Origin of the sequence: Pseudomonas sp. NPDC087612, from assembly GCF_044743505.1 — a bacterium.
Classification (GTDB): domain Bacteria; phylum Pseudomonadota; class Gammaproteobacteria; order Pseudomonadales; family Pseudomonadaceae; genus Aquipseudomonas.
The window spans coordinates 1-18,592 of the sequence record NZ_JBIUWO010000018.1 but is presented as its reverse complement, the minus strand read 5'-3'; the positions used below and the strand labels follow the sequence as shown (position 1 = coordinate 18,592).

The following is an 18,592-nucleotide window of genomic DNA, read 5'->3' as shown; positions in this document are numbered from 1 at the left end:
ATTACCATTCCGGTAACGGAAGTGGCGGCATTGTTGCCCACGGCCTTGGCCCTATCGGTGATGCATGGGTTGATTTAGCCTGCCTGAGGCGGCGGAGATTTCCGTCAGTCTAATGCTTGGTGTTCGTTATTTCTTGGACATGATCCGCAGGATGCGTAGGAACAGATTGATAATGTCCAGGTACAGCGCAGCGGCACTATCGATCGCGTTGTCAACGGTGCGCTCGATCTGGTTGGCGCGTCCCCAGTCCACGCCGATGTAGCCGCAGAAGACCGCAGCGACGATGTAGTCCATTACCGCCAGATGAATGCCGAACAACAATGCCTGGCCCAGCTCGACGACGATCGACACCACCAGGGCGATAAACAGTGACGATTCGATCCGTTTAAAGAATGCCGGGAACACGGTCCCCAGTATCATCATCCCCGCAGTAAGGAGGATAGTGGTCTGCATAGCCTGAACGATGTGGTCATGCGAGTACCTGGGCAGAACCACTACAAGCAGCAGGCCGATCGGCGCCACGATCAGGTTGTAGCCGAGGAAGCTGTACTCCGGCTCCTGCGAGCGGAAGATGATGGCGACGCCGGACATCGCCAGGACGAAGTAGCCAACGTAAAACAGTATCGGGGGAATGGCTAGAATGACCTCGGCCGGAACCGTGGTGACCAGAGACCAGTTCACCGCAAAACCCCAAAGCAGAACGGCACCGAGTATGAGGTTGTAGATGTTGGCCGAAATCTGGTGGTTGGTACCGACCCGACTGAAGGTATCGTTTTCAATCATGTGTTGGGCTTTCCTTTGCTTAGTGTCCGTGCCACGGCAAGGCCGATGAAGGCTGGCACCATATAGTTCGATGGTTGACCATGATGGCACATAGCTGCATCGCAATTAAAGAGACTAGACGGCATCCGCAAGAGCCCGAGAAAAGGCCTGGGACAAAACGAGATTAGTGAGACTGATCAACTCTGAAGACTGATTCTCTTGGTTGTTCATTAGATGGCTGCTATCGACGCAGAGCAGCCCTCCGGGGAGGGCAAAAAACGGCCCTCTAGGAGAGTTCTATTAATTCCCGACGCGAACGTCCATGCTTTTACGGTAATGCTTCTTCCTAATTACTCGTATCTTGACCGCCATAAATACTATTGCGCGAGATCAATGATATCTACGCCCATTGGATGCCGCGCGGATGCAATGCGACTTCCAGCGATTGCTTCACTATATAGGTTCCAAATATTCTATGGATACCTCTCCGCCGACGTAAGGGCCATCATCACTATAATCCATTGCCGGCTCGTCAAAATTAACCCAAATACTGGTGATAACTATTTCTTTACCGACAACAGTTTGCTGAACACTATTTAAGTCCACCTCGCAACCCAAGGCTTCTTTTACAAATCTTGGTGGTAACGAAACTACTCCAACCCCGCCATTCGGCCACCAGAAGTGGGGCTTAACTTTTATTCTATCACCATCTTTAAATTTCATTTATTTTTGGCCATCTTGCCGACTTTAATTTTGCATGTACCGTTCTGTTAAGTGGCGGACTTTAACCCGTCCACTGAGCGAAGCGAACGATTTTAGCGCATTTTCGGGTCTTGCTGTTTCCCACTAATCTTGCTGGTCAAAGATTGGCATAGGCCGCGCCGCGCATCACCAAGTGCAGCGGCTTGCCGGCTTCAATCGAAAAAAAGGCCTCCGGCGTCGATACAATCTTATAAACGGAAACCAGCGGCCCTCCCGGCGCAGTCGCCTCGGTTCTCCGGTATTTGCAGCCGATAGCAGGCGCCTCGACCAGAGACACGCCGTTTCGATAATTTTCCATCGACACCAATTCGCTAAGGATAAGCGCATGCCCCCCCCCGCAGGCACAAGGTATTTTGGCGCTGGGGTAACTAGCCTGATAAATCAGAATGGGTCCAGCAATGGCCGCTCTTAGCCGTGAACTGCCCTCCAAAACAATCACTCGACTCATGGTGTTGGACTGACTCGCCTTCTAGGAAGTGTTTAATGAGGTCTGATATTACTGGCTGCACCACTGGGACTACAGCGTTCGCGTCGCCAAGCCCCTCAACTTCGGCACCGCCCTGCCGTCATGGGGTCAGCTATTCCGTACCTTTCGCCTGGGCGGCGCGCCAAGCGAGATCTGCGTTGCTGCATCAAGGCGTCCGCCAGGAGCGGCCTGCTGCATCCCCAGCAGTCGCACAGCGGTCGGATTATCCTTGCCAAGCGGCAAATAAGAGGGTTGATCGCGTTTGTGGGCGAACTGCCATCATAAGATAGGCATAATGAGGCTATTGCCTAGCCTCTCGGATTGGTCGCTGCCCGATGATTGCCCTGTTCGTCCTACTCGCCGCCTTACCCTGCCTGACTCTGCTGTGGGTACTGCACCGCCAGCGCCAGGAGTACTGTGCTCTGCTGGCGGAGTTGGACGTGGGGGTATTGCAACTGGCCCGCAATGGCCGAGTGTGTTGGCATAACCCGGCAGCGGCCGAATTGCTCGGTTATGTCAGCACTCCGCTACTGGGCCTGCGTCTGCGAGAACGCTTGCCTCAGTTGCCCGCGCCAGCCGGCACGGTGCAGGTCACGGGCGACGATGGCCAACTACGCGCGCTACACATTAGCCAGCAAAGCGCGACCAATACAACGCCATGGCTGCTGATCCGTCCGATTTTGGTTGAGGCCGAACGCTTTCAGCGAAGCCAGTACTTCGCCCGCATCGGTACCTGGGACTGGGACATCGACACCAACCATCTGTACTGGTCCGACGCCATCTTCGGCATGTTCGGCTATTCGGTCGACGAAGTGACACCAAGCTACGAGCTGTTCTGCAACGCGGTTCATCCTGACGATCGGGCTCGAGTGCGCGCCGGCGAATTACGCTGCATCGAAACCGGCGAGAACCACGACGAGGAGTATCGGGTAGTCTGGCCGGACGGTACGCTGCACTGGCTGCGCGAGACCGGAAACGTGGTCAAGGACGAATTTGGCGCGCCCATCAAGATGATGGGCGTGGTGCGCGATATCACCGAGGAGAAAGCCTGGGCCAATCAATTGCACCGGCTAGCACACCATGACCCGCTAACCGGCCTGCCCAACCGCTTAGTGTTCGAGGAGCGCCTAGAAGGCGCCCTGGCTTTGGCTCGGCGCAACCACAGCCGCGTTGCACTGGTGTTCATCGACCTCAACGGATTCAAGGCGATCAACGACAGCCTTGGCCACGCGGCCGGCGACCAGGTACTGAAGACCACCGCGACCCGCCTGCACGAAACACTGCGCAACTCGGATAGCGTGGCGCGGCTTGGAGGTGACGAGTTTGTCACCGTGCTCGAAGGTCTATCGGCCGAGCGAGCCCCCGAAGACGAGGCCCGGGTGATCGCGGAGAGGTTGCTAGTATCGTTGGACGCACCAATCAGCGTGGGTAACACGCGGCAGCGGGTCGGAGTCAGCCTGGGCATCGCCCTCTTCCCCGATCACGCGCAGACGCGCGACCAACTGATTCATGTCGCCGATTTGGCGATGTATGAGGCTAAGCGCAGCGGCGACAACCAGTACCGCCTGGGCCAGTCGCAAGTCACCTCAGTACGGGGCGGGAAGTAATCGTACCCCTATTATTCTTCTAATCTAAACGGCCGCTATGGGTCGAAAGCTGCCATTCGCGACAGACCGCTTTCGACCCATAGCTGCCGGTGGTGAAGGAAAGCAATCGGCCAAGAGTGGGCATTCGGATCCAGGTCAGTCCCGGCCAACTCGAATGAGCGAGACCCGAGCGTTTTGCTGGTCGGCCAGACGGGCTGCAACCACGCCCCCCGTCGTGCCGACACCACAGACTATGAAATCGAAGTTCCGATCACACAGATGATCCATGCGTCGATTCCGTATCGATGCAGAGTGAAATTCATGAGCGCTCAGGCGTGTCGGTGAGCAGCGATCACTGCTCGCCAACGCTGCTTACCGCCTTGAGAATCACCTTGGCCACTTCGCCAGGCTGTGACTGCTGCGGCACATGGCTGGCGCGCAGTTCGGTCAGGGTGGCGCCGATACGCTTGGCACTGGAGCGCTGGACGTCGGGGTGGATCATGCGATCGTCAGTGGCGAGCAGGTACCAGGACGGCTTGGTCTTCCAGGCAGCGACCGTGGTCCGATCATCGAAGGCCGATGCCTTGATCGGGCCTTGGGTAGCGGTCATCACCGCGGTTTGTGCCGCCGGGAGATCCTGGGCGAAGTCCTTGGCCATGCCTTCTGACGTCAGGTAGAGGAAACCGTTGCCGTCTGCCTTGATCTGGCTGATGCCAGGCGGGGTAGGCGCGCCCTTGCCCTGTTCGCCACTGAACTGGCCTGCATCAGGTGCGAAGGCGGCGACGTACACCAGGGCGCTGACTTTCTCATGGGCGCCGGCTTCGCTGATCACGGTGCCGCCCCAGGAGTGGCCGACCAGCACCACGTTGCCTGACTGGTTGTTCAGCACGCGCTGCGTGGCGGCAACGTCGTCGGCCAGCGAGGTCAGCGGGTTTTGCACCACCGTAACCGCCACCCCTTCAGCCTGCAGATACGGCACCACCTTGGCCCAGTCAGAGCCGTCGGCGAAGGCGCCGTGTACGATGACCACCGAAGGCGTTGCCTCGGCAGCCTGGCTGACACTCATCATAAGGGTGCTGGTCAGGGCGAAGGCGGCGGTGACGAGTTGCGACTTGAATGCTTTCATGGGCTGAACTCCTGTGTTGGGAGTTCAAATTCTGCGGACCCACATGCTTGGCGGGTATCGGTCATTTATCCGACCCTGGGGCTTTTTTCATGGATAGCGCGCTACGATTCGACATCTCATTGAGCGGCGCACTGGGGGCTATCTCCCAGGTCGGCGACCTCAGCATGGGCCAGCCCCTTGGCCACTCCCAACGTGTTGCCCGCCTGGCGCAGATGCTGGCCCGCGCCATGCACGGCGAAGGCGAGCATCTGATGACAGCGCAGCAGGTCGCCTTGCTGCGCTGGTCCGGCTGCACCGCCAACGCCGATGGCTTCGCCCATCTGCTGGGCAATGATGTCGATGGCCGCCGCGCGATGCTCGACCAGACCCTGGGCGCCGAACAGATGAACGCCGTGCATCAAGCGGCACCGCTCGCCGTGGTGCACTGCGAGGTGTCTGGCCAGATCGCGAAAACGCTCGAACTTGGCGCAGCGGTCGAAGCCGGCTTGTGCCGGATATTCGAAACCTATGACGGAACCGGCAGGCCGTTTGGTGTGAGCCATGCGCACATTCCGGACGCAGCCTACCAGGTGATACTGGCCGGAGACCTGGACATTCTCAGCCGCGCCCATGGCCTAGACACGGCGCTGAGCTGGATCAACGAACAGGCCGACCGCCGCTACCCCGTCACCCTCGCCGCCTTGCTGGTGCGCAATGCCAAGGCATGGTTAGCGGAACTGGAAACAACGCCCGGTGGGCTGGACGACACCCGGCTCGAACGTCCCGTGTCACTGACGCTGGTGGGTGATGTGATCGATCTGAAGTTGCCCTGGCTGGCAGGTTACTCCCGGCAGGTGGCGCAGATTGCCGTCGAGGCCGCCCGCTTGTGGGGACTGCCAGAGCCCGACCAGACGGAGATTGGCAAAGCCGCGCTGATCCATGGCCTGGGGCGGGCAGCCGTCTCCAATCAATTGTGGAACACCGCGGGGCCGCTACCCTACGGCGCCACAGAACGTATCCACCTCGTCCCTTACTGGACGCACAAGGCATCACGGCAGATCACTGAGCTGACCATCCCTGGCGAAATTGCCGCCCATGCCTACGAACGGCTCGACGGCAGCGGCTACTTTCGCGGTGCGTCGGCCGATGCCCAGTGCGCCGCGTATCGCTTGCTCGCCAGCGCTGTCGCCTGGGTAGCGTTAAGAAGCGCCAGGCCCTGGCGACCCGCCCATAGCGAATCGGAGGCGGCGCGGCTGCTCAAACAGGACGCCAGCCGCGGCCTGTTTGACGCTGAAATCTGCGCAGCGGTAATCGCTGCCGCACGTGGCGAACGCCGACTGCCTCAGCCGAAAAGCGCGCTGCTCACCACCCGCGAGTGCTCCATCCTCATGGAAATCAGCCGTGGCGCCAGCAACAAGGAAGTGGCGCGGCGACTGGAGATCAGCCCGAGTACCGTACGCACCCACATGGAAAGCATTTTCCGCAAGCTGGGTTGCTCCACCCGCGCGGCCGCCACCTTGAAGGGGCTGACCCTGGGCTTGATCGCCTGATAGCAGGCGCTTGGGGGCAATCGGTAAATTATCATAGCTGGTCTTTGCTCGGCAGATTGCCGCGGGCCAGGGCAGTGAATGCCTTGAGCGCAGCGGAGGGGTTGCGCCGGTTCGGGTAGTACAGGCACAGGTTGTCTCTGGGCGGCGTCCACTCTTCCAGCACCCGCTCGAACTGTCCGGCGTCGAGTTCAGCCTGAACGTCCTGCTGCATAAAAAAGCCCAGCCCCACGCCTTCCTGCACCACCGCCTTGGCGACACTTGGCTCGTCCAGGGTGAGCTGGCCAGTCACATCAAGCCGGGTCACCTCCCCCGCGCGTTCAAAATGCCAGGGGTAGATCGCCCCATTGGGTAGGCGGATGCGCATGCACTGATGCTGGAGCAGGTCCGCCGGGCTACGCGGCCGGCCGTGCTTGGCGAAGTAGGCGGGGGAGCCGACCACGGCATAGCATTGCGGCTGGCCGAGCGGAATAACGATCATATCGCTGGGCACAAGATTCGCAGAACGTACGCCCAGATCGAAACCGTCCGCGACTATGTCCACCAGGCGGCCTTCGGTCACCAGATCGATATGCACCTTCGGGTAACGCTGCAGAAACTCCAGCACCAGCGGCAGCAACGCGGCGCGGGCGGCACTGGCGAAGGCATTGATGCGCAACACGCCTGACGGCCCGGCATTGTGCGAACGCACCGCTTCCAGCGCCACACGCACTTCCTGCAGAGCCGGACCGACCTGCTCCAGGTACATAGCCCCCGCCTCGGTCAGAGACACGCTGCGGGTGGTGCGATTGAACAGCCGTGTTTCGAGGCTCGCCTCCAGCTTGGCAATGGTGTTGCTCAATGCCGTGGTCGAAACATCCAGATCAATGGCTGCCTGTCGAAACGACGCCCTCCGCGCCACGGCCAGTACAGCTTCCAGCTCATTGAGACCAAGGCGCGAATCTGCCATGTAATTGTCCTTATATTCGGGATAGGTCGTTAATGTCTATCCCAGTTGAGCAAACTATCAACTGAGCGGCAAGATCACAGTCGTAAACCCCAACCCACTGTGAGAGGAGATCAGGCCATGAACCTGCAACTGCCTGACGCCGTACAAACCTACTTCGATGTCAGCAATGGCGGCGACATCTCGCGCCTTGCCGCCTGCTTCTGCGCGGACGCCAGGGTGACCGACGAAAACCGCACGCACCAGGGCATTGCAGCCATCGAAGCCTGGCAACAGGAGGCCCGCCAGGCATTCACCTACAGCGTCGGGCCGCTGGCGGCGACGCAGAATGACGATTCGCTGAGCGTAACGGCGCGTCTGGTCGGTAACTTCCCTGGCAGCCCGCTGCAGCTGAATCATCTATTCCTGCTGCAGAACGGCCAGATCCGCTCACTGGAGATTGCGCCATGAACCTTGATCTTAGCGGCAAGCAAGTGCTGGTCACCGGCGGCACCAAAGGCGTCGGCCGCGCGGTCGTCGAGCTGTTCCTCGCAGAGGGCGCCAAGGTGTTGACCTCGGCTCGGCAGGCAACCAGCGATCTGCCGGCTGAGCTGTTCGTGCAGGCCGACCTCGCGACCCCAGAAGGCTGCGAAACACTGGTAGCCGCAGCTAAGCAACGGCTGGGCAGCATGGACATCATCGTCCACGTCCTGGGTGGTTCGTCGGCACCTAGCGGCGGCTTCGCGGTGTTGGATGACGCGCAGTGGCAACGCGAGCTCGACCTGAACCTGATGCCGGCCGTGCGCCTGGATCGCGCTCTGCTCCCATCGATGCTGCAGCGCAAGAGCGGCGTGATCATCCATGTAACCTCGATTCAGAACTGCCTGCCCTTGCCCGAAGCCACTACGGCTTACGCAGCGGCCAAGGCGGCGCTGTCGACCTACAGTAAAAGCCTGTCGAAAGAAGTCTCGCCACAAGGTGTGCGTGTTGTACGGGTGTCGCCGGGCTGGATCGAGACCGAAGCGTCGGTCGCCTTGGCCGAGCGGCTGGCGCAGGAAGCCGGTACGGACTACGCAGGCGGCAAACGCATCATCATGGATGCACTCGGTGGTATTCCACTCGGCCGCCCTTCCACGCCGTCAGAAGTTGCTGACCTGATTGCCTTCCTGGCATCGCCTCGTGCGGCATCCATTACGGGGAGCGAGTTTGTAATTGACGGCGGGACAGTGCCAACGGCCTAGGTGTAGTTGCTTCGCATAAACGCGTCAACCACCGGAAAAGGGGACATGGAAAAGGGGACAGATTTATTTCCTGCTGACCGTCCCCTATTGGCCGATTGCCGTCCGTCCCGGACGACGGCTATGGGTCGAAAGCGGTCTGTCGCGAATGTCAGCTTTCGACCCGTAACGGACGTTACCGCATTCAGGAAATCAGCCCTGTTTAGCGGCGGGCAACTGGTCATAAATACGATGCAGGTATGCCTGGTAGATGCAAAAAATGACAAGCAACAATCCAGCTCCGGCCTCAGCTTCTGTGGCTAAAAAAGGCTTGATTGAATACGCAGAACGGGATGCGCTTGAAAGACTCCCTGACGCCATCAAGCTCTCCGCTAGCTCTTGAAAATTGTCATGGAGCTGACTAAGCAGAGGTAGAACCGATGAAGAGTCAAAATCTGCATTGACCTAATGGGCGAGCTGATTTCGAATGTTCTTGATCGCTCTGAGGATCGCGGCATCTCTTTTAGAGATTACCGACAGGAGCAACGCGAGCTGGATCCTGGCACCAAACGAGCCGCACGGTGCACGGCCATCGCCGTTAATCCCTAGAAACGAATGTATTTCCTGCTCTGGCCCTGTCAGCGTCATGGATAGAATTTCGACAAGTGCGAGATCGAGAACCGCGCCGGCAGTAATAGCTAGCTCACGCCTCGGCAGTCCTCGATACTCTTCGTAAATTCTATCTGCACCAGGGAACACATCACGCATCCACTGCTCGATTTTCCAGGCCATTTCACCTCCGAAATCCCTATCCGAAAGGCCTTGACTCAACTTCAGATAAGCGGGCCCCATCATGGTCTACCTTGCTTTTTCCCAGTACACGATGTACGCATCTATAGCATGCGGATCTATGACGTCCTCCACGTCCTCAGAATAGTGCCAGGTAGGAGGTTTAGGGCTGGCGAGGCCAGTTGCCATTTAGGAGAAAATGCTCGACCTCAAGAGGGACTTGATAACGACGAGACATACTGCCCTTAGCTCGGTCTGACGCTCGATTATCGGGACGACCGCTTTCGGCCAAAAGCAGACGTTCGGATATAGGGACATTTCCCTTGTTTCTCGATCCCTGTACGCGCCAGCCTCAATGCTGTTTTAAGCTTATGAGTCAGATGCAGGATAAGTTAATGGATGTCGAAATCAAACAAATCTCTCGGCACAAGTGCGCCGATTATGCTCTGCGAAACCGAAATCGGAGCCAAACAAGTTCGCCGTGTGCTTCAAGCCCTTGAATGGGGAGGCACGGCCTGATGCAGGTTTGTTGAAGGCGAACGCCGGGGCCAGCTGGTGAACAACCACAGTCCCTTAGGCCGGCTCTGGCCTGTCACCAAGGGAAGCAGCCGACTTATACCGATCAATCGTGAGCGGCATAAATCGGCCAAATTTCGGTATGCAGCCTGGTGCGTTGCCGCTGTTCCCGCGGTTGGCGGCCAGCAGCGAACACCGGTCACCTGACCGGCCTCAGCTGTTTCTCGGCGTACCTTTGCGCAGCCGCTGACTACCCCCGGGCACTGGATTGCTGCTGCCGGAGTCAGCCAACTGCTGACGCAGCGTTTCGGCGCGGGCCTGCGCAGCGGCTGCTTGCTCACGCGCACTGGCCAACTCGCCATGGGTGCGCTGCAGTTGCTGCTGCAGCTCCTTAAGCTGGCCGCACCGCTCAGCCTGCAGCTGGTGCACTTGTTCCCGCTCGTGTAGCAGTGCCTGCGCCTGGGTCTGCGCGATGCTCCGCTGTTCCCGGGTTTCGGCCAGCTCTGCCTGCCCTGCTAGCAACGTCTGCTGGAAGGTCTGCAAACGGCCATTGGCCTCCTCGAGCTGGGTCGCCAAGGCTTTGCTCTCCTCGCGCGCCCGATCGATCTCCCGATACGCCCGGTCCTCGACGTCGCGGGTGTAGCGCTGCTGCTCTTCGCGTGCCTGCTCGGCCTGCTGGCGACTGTCCTGCAGTTGCTGGCGGACTTCGACCAGTTGCCCGCGCGCTTCGTCGCACTGCCCGAGCAATTCCTCGCGCTGCTGGCGCAGGTCGTCGATCTGCGCCAAGCGCTGGATCAGCAGCTGTTCCAGATCGGCCAACCGAGTTTCGGCGCTCTGCCGCGCCCCCAGCGCCTCGGCGGTCTGTAGCCGGGCCTGTGCGACGTCCAGACGCGCCCTCGCCTCCAGTGCCACCAGTTGCTCGCGTTCCTCCGCCAAAACCTGGCGCTGGCCGGCCAACGCGTATTCGGCCACGCCCTGAGCCAGGGTGGTCGCCTGCTGCCAGATGGCGACGAAGGCCTGTGCCAGTTCCGTCGGCAGGCCGGGCAGCCGGGTTTCACCACGCAAGCGCCCGGCCAGTTGTTCCCACCATTGATCGAGCAAGGAGCCAACCCGCGCTGGACTGCCGCGGCCGAGCTCCAGACGCACCCGCTCGACCGTCGGCCGCTCGCCGCGGGCCAATACCGCGTCCGCCGCGGCGAACACGTCGTTTTCCGGTACACCTACCGCCATGGCCTGCCCTCCGCTATATTAGGTCTGATAATGCAATCTTATCCGACCTTATAAATTAAAAAATCAATAAATAATACGTTGAACGTAATGAATAATACACTTCCGCTCGACGGCCTGCCGAATACCCCGCTGGCGCTGCACAGCTTGGCCGACAGCACCCGCGCCGCCGCTGAGGCTTTCATCTCGGCAGGCACGGCAGCCAATACCGTGCGCAGCTACCAAAGCGCCCTCAGCTACTGGTCCGCCTGGCTTCGATTGCGCTATCACCGGTCGCTTGGCGACGGCGCGCTACCGCCTGATGTCGCGGTGCAATTCATCGTCGATCACCTGGCCCGTCCGGATGGCGATGGCAACTGGAGCCAGTTGCTGCCGCCGCAGCTGGATGCGGCCCTGGTCGCTGCCGGGGTCAAGGGCAAACTCGGCGCCCTGGCGTTCAACACGGTCAGCCACCGCCTGGCAGTGCTAGCTAAGTGGCACCGCCTCAACGCGTGGGACAATCCTTGCGAGGCCTCAGCGGTAAAGACCCTTTTGCGTGAAGCGCGCAAGGCCCAGGCCCGTCAAGGCGTGGCGCTGCGCAAGAAAACCGCGGTAGTGCTCGAGCCGCTGCAGGCGATGCTCGCCACCTGCAGTGATGGCGTGCGCGGCGTGCGCGATCGCGCCCTGCTCCTGCTGGCCTGGAGCGGTGGCGGTCGGCGCCGTTCGGAGGTGGTGGGTCTGCAGGTCGAGGATTTGCGTCGACTGGATGCGGACACCTGGCTGTACGCCCTCGGTGCCACCAAGACCGATACCGGCGGAGTGCGTCGAGAGAAACCGCTGCAAGGACCGGCGGCGCAGGCACTGAGCGCCTGGCTGACTGCGGCACCCGCAAGCAGCGGGCCGCTGTTTCGTCGCCTGTTTAAAGGAGGGCGAGTCGGTAGCGCCGGGCTGTCCGGCGATCAGGTCGCGCGCATCGTTAAGCGCCGTGCGCAACTCGCCGGCCTGGAGGGCGACTGGGCAGCGCACAGTCTGCGTTCTGGCTTTATCACCGAGGCCGGGCGCCAAGGCGTGCCACTGGGTGAGGTGATGGCCATGACCGAACACCGAAGCGTGACCACAGTAATGGGCTATTTTCAGGCAGGTGCTTTGCTGGAGAGCCGTGCCAGCCAATTGTTTGGCGCCCCCCCGGTAGCCGGGGCAATGGGCGAAGCACTCACTGCAGACAACCAACGCGCCCACCTCGAAGAGTGATAGCCGACACCGGCCTATCGGCGATATGGGTCATGTCGGCACAGTATTGATTTATTCCCAGTCGCCTCTTTGCGAAATATCATGGTTGTTCCAGCAATCATGCCGGCATCACACCTGCCACAACCTTGTTTCCAATAAGTAGCTGCAGCTCAGCTTAACTGCGCTCGAATACTATAAACAACGTCATCTAGCATCTTCACACGATGGTGTAGTTCAACGATTTGACGGTTAAGCTTAACAACTTTTTTCTTAAGTTGACCCTCGTTGTGCTCCGACCGATACAATTCACTTGCCAGTAACCCAATTTTTGTTTGCAGCTCTGCAGGATCCGATGATAATCCTGCCTGGTCTGGCTCGTACGGAATTTCAAGCATGAGCCCGCAGTTTGTACACGAATATCGTCTGCCGCCTTTTGAGTTGATGCCCAGCTCTACAGACAGCTTGGATAGATCGCGAATTGATCGGGATCCTGAGCTAAAATCCGAAGTGCCGACTTCCCCATCGATAGAGTACTCTTTCTCAGCCGAGTTATTCGCAGAACACTTGTTCTTAGCCGCATCTTCAAGGAGTGATAGTTTTAAATACAACTCTGGAATGATGTACAACATTAGCCGTTCAAGCTCAGTCGCCAATTGGTAGTGGCTCATCTCTGAGAACGAAATACGCAATTCAGCTAGCGCCTGTCTGCTCCCATAATTTGGTGCATTTTGACTAAGGAGTACAGGACGTTGAATGTTAGCTTCAATCTCTCTAAGTCTAGATGCGATCGCAGGCTTGTAGAATGCAGCACTCAGTTCTTTCTGGACGTTGCTTAATGTTACCTTAGCACCTGAGCGAATAATTTTTGCACGAGCCTTGATAATAGTGTAATAGCTTGGAATCATGTCACACCTCTCTAAAATAATGCACGCACGACCTAAAACTGGCAAGCTCAATTCATTCCGCTAAATCACTAGGATTTCGTTTTTGAAAAACGTCGAGGCGTGGACCTCAGAAGGGTTCAGAATGACAAAGAGTGGGCCGTGTGACGTATAGCGAGCTATCCTAATATCGGGTCTCTCCTTCTGGCATGAACGACGGAAGCTCAATGGAGTTCTTCTCAAATATACCATCTTGTTCACCCGAGGCGAAAACGACTTCTTCTCACTACAGATGACCAAAAAATTCTTGCCCCTAGTAACCATGAATTGCAATTCACCTAGAATATGCAAAAAAAACAACGTAAGTTCTTGTGGCTTGCTCGTTCGCCCGAGAGGAGAAACGATGTCCTCTAAATTACTGATTCCAGAATTTCGGCAACTCCAAAACGACAGATTACTCGGCCAGGATTTATTGTCCAATTTCAAACGCAATAGAGCATAAGCCAACGAAACAGGACAAAAAGTGTACTCACCAGTCACGTCCATAAAAGGGTCCGTGAGCGCATCTATTATCTGCATGCAAGGGAAGTGTTTTGAAAGATATTTAACCTCTAAGTCTCGACATGCTTCAGCGACTGTTTTCTGACGCACCGCAAAATTAAGACCGTCCCTTTCGGAAATATAACCAGGGTGGTGAAGCCAATAGGTTGGGGTCGACGCTACTAAACATTTCGCCAGCCGTTCCGGGCTCGCCATCCCCACTTTATGTTCCAGCGGCTCAGTCAAAATCTGTCTATATTTTTCTGAGGCGTAGTAGTCGAATACGATTTGATCTGCCCCTCCGGCAAATGGTGCAATCTCTCGATACCATGATGCCACTTGATCTCCACATCGGCTGATCGCTCTCCGCAAAGAAAGATTCTGGCACATTCTAATCTCCCGTGATGTGTCCGCGATGCTAAAACCACAGGCACTGCACCTGCTCCGGGCCTTAGAGATTGAGCCTCGAGTGATAAATCCTTGTAAAAAACCTTCCCTGCATTGATCACACGTCGGCTGCAGTGCTCGTTTATGAAGGTTGCAAACTGAATGATGAGCGATCAAGTTAAAAACAGAGTGGTAGTTAAACTCAGCACACTCAGCACAGAATAGAAACTCTTTTTTTATGTCTCGCTTAAACGCTGAGGGCACATAGTGCTCAATACGATTGAGCTTAGTGACACCCAACTGGGACAAGACACCATCCATATATACTGCACCAGTAGCTTTGGATGTATTACTCGACCGGGTTAGAAGCGTATTAAGCCGTGGAATTTCAATAAAATTAAAATACGAAGCCTTGACAAGTATGGAAGTCGTTGACTCGTAGGGGAGGACACCATAATTAGGATAGCAAAGGCTACTCATACATCACCTTGGTCAATCTTTCGACAAAATTGTTCAAAGTTACTTTCCCTTACCGCTTCAGAAATTAAGTCCTGCGGTGCATTTAAGGACTCATTGTCTTCGTGGCTAAAAATCAAGAAAAGGTAGGATACAACTTGAGTGACGTGTTCCATTGGTAAGTTCTGCACATACTTTCCACTCGCGACTCGAGACATTTCCCGCCAGATGTCGTCAGCAAGGCTGCTCATACGAAAGCCTCCGCTATAAGCACGCGGTATAGAGCTTTTAGTGTAACTACTGGTAGATCCTTCGGCACACTCATCATCGTAAAGCGCTAAGACCGTTGATAGATTTCTGAGGCTAGTGACACCGAACAGAGGCTTTATGTCACTCAAGAACCGTCCAATCATATGTTGAAAGTCATTTTCAAGAAATTCAACAACCCTTTTCTCAATGCTCGGCATCGCGAACGATATCACGGTTAGTGTTATCGAATTCATCCTCAGAGTATTATACAAGTCGGCCAACTGATCAAAATCTCTAGCAGAAAGACGCTGAAGCTCGTCTATGATCAAGACTATTTGCTTGGCTTTCCTCTCGGCCGCACGATGCTTCAATCTTTCAATCAGCATCGCCTGGCGCTGAATAAATGTGGCACGAGGTTTAGGGTTCAATCGCTCCAGTTCAATCAGCTGATGAATGATGGATGAATATTGCTGATTAAGGTCCTTATTAGTTGCCACAATCATGAACGTGTATACTTTTGGAAATTTTTTTGAAATCTCTTTCACAAGGGCTTCACAGCACCGTGTCTTTCCAATTCTCGGCTCCCCAGTAAACACTACCCCAGTTTTTCTCATTAGCACTTTGAAGCAGGCATTTTGCACTACAGCCATTACCGTTGGTGTATTCAATAAATACTCAGTGCTGAGTATTGGATGTTCATAATCCATACCCCACCCTCCCTTTAGTCAAATAGACCAAGCTTCTTCCACCGCTCTGTTGTTTCCGTAGCTGAATTTTGCGGCGCCATATTCTTTCTCGCCGTTACAGCTTGTTCTTTGCTGCTCTCCGATTCGTGTTGCACTCTTTTTTGCTCGCGATTATTTTTTGGATTCGCATTTTCTCGAAGGTGTTTTTGCCACGCAATAATCGGATCTTGGCCAGCCACTATTTTGAACTCTTTCTTTTCAAGAGCCCTATTGATTAGCTTTCTAGTGGTAACGCTGTGAGGCAACCCTCTCCAAGCTGCTTCTACCATAACAACACCTAGATGAACGCCATCTTTCAGATATAATTCTACGGTACGGTAGTCAGCAGGATTTATCCGTGCAACCGCTTTTTTACCAATAAGTTGTGGAGAATTAGCAAGCTGAACACTCGTATAGGTCGCCTTGTCGAGTACAATTCTCGGGCGAATACCATTTTTGATATTCCCCCTGATAGTCACCTCGCGCGTGAGGCTTCCTAACGCAGCAGTTGAGATGTAAGACTCCAAGCTTGCAGGAATAATACCGGTGATATTTTTAGTATACGCACGAATAATATCCAATGGGCTATTTGCTTTATTTTTCCCTCCTTGGGGAACGCCATTATAATTTGCGGTATAGACATCCATCACCTCTAGCGCATCATCTACATCTACTTGATACAATATTGCCGCTTCCTCAGGACGTTCAGCTCTGCCATCCCCATCACCCGGAGAACTTCCAGTCGTAGAAGGCAATTGGTGCATGACTTTAGTTGCGATGCGCTTGAATAATCTTTCCACGTTCGGTCTTCTAGCAGGCTGCCCAAGCGGACCAAAATTGATAGCAAATCCAATACGATGCAACGCTAGCTCATAAACTTTGTTCGCGTGATGCTGCATCGCATTATCTAAGGCAACAGCACCCCATGTATGATACCGCAATTCGGAAACTGCATAGCATGGCATTCCACCATCTGCACTATATGCCAAACCATTAACTGCCAATGTTTTTCTAGGTATCCAGTTTCCCAAGTACGCTTCGCAGATAAGATCCACGAGGTCTTGAGATCTAATTTCGCTAGAAAATACAAACTTAATAGCTAGTATTGCGCCGCTAGCTTTGCATATTGCCGCTATGATCCAGATCCGGTTGATTACGTCTTTGGTCTTAACTCTCTTATCGCCGCTGATATTAAGTACAAAAAATGCATCAACTTTATAGGAGTCAATTTCTATCAAATCGAAGACATCAAAGTAATTCAAAAAAGGTTCATAACCTGTTCCAGTGTTACTGTGGATCTGTGCTGTACGGCCGCCGACCACCAATGCAGCGCGTGAAAAATCGCTAAGAAGTATTTCGTCAATTAAGCCACTAACAGTTTTTCGCGCTCCTCTAGCCTGGTTAAATGGCCATTCTTCCTCCTTGATGCCAACAGTTTTACAGATATCGTAGAATATGTCGCATAACCCTCGCTTTTCGAAATTTCGCCCTTGTGTATGTTTTTCTGTTTGTCGAAATACCTCGTCAGTGAATTTTTGTAACAGCACAGGATATTTGTTAAGTGTATAACCTAATGCTCCGCTGCCACCTCCTTGCTGTTCGCTCCGCTTTTCTGACAAGGGCTTGGTTCGTCTATTAGGTGCAAGATGAACCTTGAAGACCAACGCTGCCTCACCCCAATACACTCCATTTTCATTAATCGTTGTGTATCTTGCAAAAAAGCGGGAAACTTCACTCTCTGAAATATTAGTCTCTAGCCTAATCTCCCGCCCGGTGAAACCATCAAGCTTCATCTCAATAGCTCGCAATCTACGACTATAAGTTTGCCTTTGTTTATTGGTGAGCAACGACTCATCAACTCTTTGAATACCTACGCGCGCAATAGATTCCCTGGTTAACTTATTAGTCATTTACCCACCACCTTGTACCCATATCAAACAGTACCTTATCAAAATCAACAGCTATTACGCCGCTGGCGTAGAGCCTACAAAACACCAGGAGGCATAAATTTTGATCATAATAATTTAATGCTGAAAGATAGGTTCTTAGGCTGCCCTGCCTCGCTTGTTCCAAATGCACGATCGCTTTGTCTACAAGAGACTGAGGCACATAGGCATGCCTACCGCCACTCAGGAAACTAGAAACTTTTAATAGCGGCAGGATTTTGTTTTTTTCCGGAGCCCAATCAGCGTCATTAAATTCACAGTATCGGTATTTTATCCGACTGGCTCTATTTGACTTTTCTGCATAGTCGAAAGAGTTCCCCTCTGTGCGCAAATAATGTAGCTCGGGAGGACCATCAGAGGGGAAGACTTCGACGTGATAGTCGATTTGATACAACTCAGCCCCAACAGAGACCTCTTTACGTCCCGGCTGAAATGAAAAGTTTTTGATTGCGGGGGAGAATTCTAGCTTAAGTAGCCAGTGGGCGAGTTGGCGGTCACTGCCAAGAAGCAGTACTTGCTCGCACTTTAGGCTATAGACAGCCCACATGTTGCCGAAATGTACGCCACGTTTTGCAAAATAAGCATTTTTACTTTTTTTAGGCATAGCCACACCCAGTAGACAGGTAGTGGAAATGCTGGTCCTTATCTCAATTCCCTATGCTTGGGGCATCCCGGAAAGTCCTCGGCTGAATATAGATACATTTCCCCATAATGACAACTCGATGGCCAGCTACATCTAGAACCTTTCCCGGGCAGTCGCGCTGGTGCTGCTTTGGCTTCAGGCGCTGTATTAACGCAGGCTGGTCGTGATCGGTATGGCTGATGTGGAGGAGCTTAAGCATCCGATTGAATCAGCCTATGCGCCGCGTTTCAGTGAAGAGATCGGCAACCAATCCCACCCCGCATCCGACGGCTCAGAACGTTTGGCCTTAACAGAGTTCCTTTCGTTGGATGGCCGAAGACTCCACAAAGGCTCAGCTTATAGCTCCGACTCGAGGAAGCCTAAATCCTCAGTTCGCGCGGTCGCCCTCGCAACGCTGTCGCTGGCTTTTGGCTGACAAGGGCTACGCCGAAACCATATGCTGCCGGTTCCCCCCTCTGCGATCAATGTAACTCAGACCCAAACCCGGCTTACCTCGCTTTTTTGATCAGCCGAAATACTGGATACGCAACACCATCGAACGCATGTTCGGCTGGCTGAATGTAGTGGTCAACTAATCCCGGACACTGCGTTAAGTTTTTCTTCGGCAACAGCGGGCGCTAGCCCGCTGTTGAACTGATGCGGTCGCTGCCAGTT

Annotated in this window: 17 protein-coding genes and 2 pseudogenes; 7 read left to right on the top strand and 12 right to left on the bottom strand. The window is 55.0% G+C overall.

Going from position 1 to position 18,592, the window contains the following annotated elements; all coding sequences use genetic code 11:
- Nucleotides 1-126: 126 nt before the first annotated feature.
- The 3 genes from ACIOVF_RS27145 to ACIOVF_RS27135 form a co-directional block, all read right to left on the bottom strand.
- On the bottom strand, nt 127-783 hold the full coding sequence (locus ACIOVF_RS27145) for a Bax inhibitor-1 family protein (RefSeq protein WP_258610649.1): 657 nt from the start codon (nt 781-783) through the stop codon (nt 127-129).
- 432 nt (nt 784-1,215) lie between these two features.
- Complete coding sequence (locus tag ACIOVF_RS27140; protein ID WP_258610648.1) at nt 1,216-1,485, bottom strand: hypothetical protein; 270 nt, start codon at nt 1,483-1,485, stop codon at nt 1,216-1,218.
- A gap of 136 nt (nt 1,486-1,621) precedes the next feature.
- Nucleotides 1,622-1,822 (bottom strand): hypothetical protein, encoded by a 201-nt coding sequence (locus ACIOVF_RS27135; RefSeq protein ID WP_195884019.1) that lies wholly within the window; start codon nt 1,820-1,822, stop codon nt 1,622-1,624.
- Between the two features lie 503 nt (nt 1,823-2,325).
- Between ACIOVF_RS27135 and ACIOVF_RS27130 the strand changes: the two genes are divergently transcribed.
- Entirely contained in the window at nt 2,326-3,597 is a 1,272-nt protein-coding gene (locus tag ACIOVF_RS27130; RefSeq protein WP_258610647.1) for a diguanylate cyclase domain-containing protein, read from the top strand.
- 331 nt (nt 3,598-3,928) lie between these two features.
- Here ACIOVF_RS27130 and ACIOVF_RS27125 read toward each other — a convergent pair whose 3' ends face one another.
- Nucleotides 3,929-4,702: an alpha/beta hydrolase gene (locus tag ACIOVF_RS27125; protein WP_258610646.1), complete on the bottom strand. Its 774-nt coding sequence runs from the start codon at nt 4,700-4,702 to the stop codon at nt 3,929-3,931.
- Between the two features lie 89 nt (nt 4,703-4,791).
- Here ACIOVF_RS27125 and ACIOVF_RS27120 point away from each other — a divergent pair, with 89 nt between their 5' ends.
- Nucleotides 4,792-6,231: an HD domain-containing phosphohydrolase gene (locus ACIOVF_RS27120; protein ID WP_401293926.1), complete on the top strand. Its 1,440-nt coding sequence runs from the start codon at nt 4,792-4,794 to the stop codon at nt 6,229-6,231.
- Nucleotides 6,232-6,262: 31 nt separating this feature from the next.
- Here ACIOVF_RS27120 and ACIOVF_RS27115 read toward each other — a convergent pair whose 3' ends face one another.
- Nucleotides 6,263-7,177 carry a LysR family transcriptional regulator gene (locus ACIOVF_RS27115; protein WP_258610644.1) on the bottom strand — a complete coding sequence of 305 codons (915 nt, stop codon included), beginning with the start codon at nt 7,175-7,177 and terminating at the stop codon, nt 6,263-6,265.
- 117 nt (nt 7,178-7,294) lie between these two features.
- Here ACIOVF_RS27115 and ACIOVF_RS27110 point away from each other — a divergent pair, with 117 nt between their 5' ends.
- Nucleotides 7,295-7,624, top strand: a complete 330-nt coding sequence (locus tag ACIOVF_RS27110; RefSeq protein ID WP_258610643.1) for a nuclear transport factor 2 family protein — start codon at nt 7,295-7,297, stop codon at nt 7,622-7,624.
- A complete protein-coding gene (locus tag ACIOVF_RS27105) occupies nt 7,621-8,394 on the top strand; it encodes an SDR family oxidoreductase (protein ID WP_258610642.1) in 774 nt (257 codons plus the stop codon). Before ACIOVF_RS27110 ends, ACIOVF_RS27105 begins: the two co-directional genes overlap by 4 nt.
- A 441-nt stretch (nt 8,395-8,835) precedes the next feature.
- Here ACIOVF_RS27105 and ACIOVF_RS27100 read toward each other — a convergent pair whose 3' ends face one another.
- On the bottom strand, nt 8,836-9,162 hold the full coding sequence (locus ACIOVF_RS27100; protein ID WP_401293921.1) for a hypothetical protein: 327 nt from the start codon (nt 9,160-9,162) through the stop codon (nt 8,836-8,838).
- Between the two features lie 393 nt (nt 9,163-9,555).
- On the opposite strand from ACIOVF_RS27100, the pseudogene ACIOVF_RS27095 reads away from it, so the two are divergent.
- A pseudogene (locus ACIOVF_RS27095) lies at nt 9,556-9,678 on the top strand (antitoxin Xre/MbcA/ParS toxin-binding domain-containing protein); the annotation flags it as partial.
- A 210-nt stretch (nt 9,679-9,888) separates the two neighbouring features.
- On the opposite strand, the gene ACIOVF_RS27090 reads toward ACIOVF_RS27095, so the two are convergent.
- A complete protein-coding gene (locus ACIOVF_RS27090) occupies nt 9,889-10,905 on the bottom strand; it encodes a DNA-binding protein (protein WP_258610640.1) in 1,017 nt (338 codons plus the stop codon).
- Nucleotides 10,906-10,992: 87 nt separating this feature from the next.
- On the opposite strand from ACIOVF_RS27090, the gene ACIOVF_RS27085 reads away from it, so the two are divergent.
- Nucleotides 10,993-12,132 (top strand): site-specific integrase, encoded by a 1,140-nt coding sequence (locus tag ACIOVF_RS27085; protein WP_401293917.1) that lies wholly within the window; start codon nt 10,993-10,995, stop codon nt 12,130-12,132.
- 149 nt (nt 12,133-12,281) lie between these two features.
- On the opposite strand, the gene ACIOVF_RS27080 is transcribed toward ACIOVF_RS27085, so the two are convergent.
- The 5 genes from ACIOVF_RS27080 to ACIOVF_RS27060 form a co-directional block, all read right to left on the bottom strand.
- On the bottom strand, nt 12,282-13,016 hold the full coding sequence (locus ACIOVF_RS27080) for a hypothetical protein (protein ID WP_401293914.1): 735 nt from the start codon (nt 13,014-13,016) through the stop codon (nt 12,282-12,284).
- A 60-nt stretch (nt 13,017-13,076) separates the two neighbouring features.
- Entirely contained in the window at nt 13,077-13,871 is a 795-nt protein-coding gene (locus ACIOVF_RS27075) for a hypothetical protein (RefSeq protein WP_401293911.1), read from the bottom strand.
- A gap of 524 nt (nt 13,872-14,395) precedes the next feature.
- Nucleotides 14,396-15,331: an ATP-binding protein gene (locus tag ACIOVF_RS27070; RefSeq protein WP_401293908.1), complete on the bottom strand. Its 936-nt coding sequence runs from the start codon at nt 15,329-15,331 to the stop codon at nt 14,396-14,398.
- A 14-nt stretch (nt 15,332-15,345) separates the two neighbouring features.
- On the bottom strand, nt 15,346-17,259 hold the full coding sequence (locus tag ACIOVF_RS27065; protein ID WP_401293905.1) for a hypothetical protein: 1,914 nt from the start codon (nt 17,257-17,259) through the stop codon (nt 15,346-15,348).
- Complete coding sequence (locus ACIOVF_RS27060; RefSeq protein ID WP_401293902.1) at nt 17,252-17,899, bottom strand: hypothetical protein; 648 nt, start codon at nt 17,897-17,899, stop codon at nt 17,252-17,254. Before ACIOVF_RS27060 ends, ACIOVF_RS27065 begins: the two co-directional genes overlap by 8 nt.
- Before the next feature lie 422 nt (nt 17,900-18,321).
- Here ACIOVF_RS27060 and ACIOVF_RS27055 point away from each other — a divergent pair.
- Nucleotides 18,322-18,495 (top strand): annotated as a pseudogene (locus ACIOVF_RS27055) (IS5/IS1182 family transposase); the annotation flags it as partial.
- Between the last annotated feature and the right edge of the window lie 97 nt (nt 18,496-18,592).

Coding starts and splice junctions, on each gene's coding strand:
- ACIOVF_RS27145 (WP_258610649.1), bottom strand. CDS start 783: ATGATTGAAAACGATACCTTCAGTCGGGTCGGTACCAACCACCAGATT.
- ACIOVF_RS27140 (WP_258610648.1), bottom strand. CDS start 1,485: ATGAAATTTAAAGATGGTGATAGAATAAAAGTTAAGCCCCACTTCTGG.
- ACIOVF_RS27135 (WP_195884019.1), bottom strand. CDS start 1,822: ATGGAAAATTATCGAAACGGCGTGTCTCTGGTCGAGGCGCCTGCTATC.
- ACIOVF_RS27130 (WP_258610647.1), top strand. CDS start 2,326: ATGATTGCCCTGTTCGTCCTACTCGCCGCCTTACCCTGCCTGACTCTG.
- ACIOVF_RS27125 (WP_258610646.1), bottom strand. CDS start 4,702: ATGAAAGCATTCAAGTCGCAACTCGTCACCGCCGCCTTCGCCCTGACC.
- ACIOVF_RS27120 (WP_401293926.1), top strand. CDS start 4,792: ATGGATAGCGCGCTACGATTCGACATCTCATTGAGCGGCGCACTGGGG.
- ACIOVF_RS27115 (WP_258610644.1), bottom strand. CDS start 7,177: ATGGCAGATTCGCGCCTTGGTCTCAATGAGCTGGAAGCTGTACTGGCC.
- ACIOVF_RS27110 (WP_258610643.1), top strand. CDS start 7,295: ATGAACCTGCAACTGCCTGACGCCGTACAAACCTACTTCGATGTCAGC.
- ACIOVF_RS27105 (WP_258610642.1), top strand. CDS start 7,621: ATGAACCTTGATCTTAGCGGCAAGCAAGTGCTGGTCACCGGCGGCACC.
- ACIOVF_RS27100 (WP_401293921.1), bottom strand. CDS start 9,162: ATGGCCTGGAAAATCGAGCAGTGGATGCGTGATGTGTTCCCTGGTGCA.
- ACIOVF_RS27090 (WP_258610640.1), bottom strand. CDS start 10,905: ATGGCGGTAGGTGTACCGGAAAACGACGTGTTCGCCGCGGCGGACGCG.
- ACIOVF_RS27085 (WP_401293917.1), top strand. CDS start 10,993: ATGAATAATACACTTCCGCTCGACGGCCTGCCGAATACCCCGCTGGCG.
- ACIOVF_RS27080 (WP_401293914.1), bottom strand. CDS start 13,016: ATGATTCCAAGCTATTACACTATTATCAAGGCTCGTGCAAAAATTATT.
- ACIOVF_RS27070 (WP_401293908.1), bottom strand. CDS start 15,331: ATGGATTATGAACATCCAATACTCAGCACTGAGTATTTATTGAATACA.
- ACIOVF_RS27065 (WP_401293905.1), bottom strand. CDS start 17,259: ATGACTAATAAGTTAACCAGGGAATCTATTGCGCGCGTAGGTATTCAA.
- ACIOVF_RS27060 (WP_401293902.1), bottom strand. CDS start 17,899: ATGCCTAAAAAAAGTAAAAATGCTTATTTTGCAAAACGTGGCGTACAT.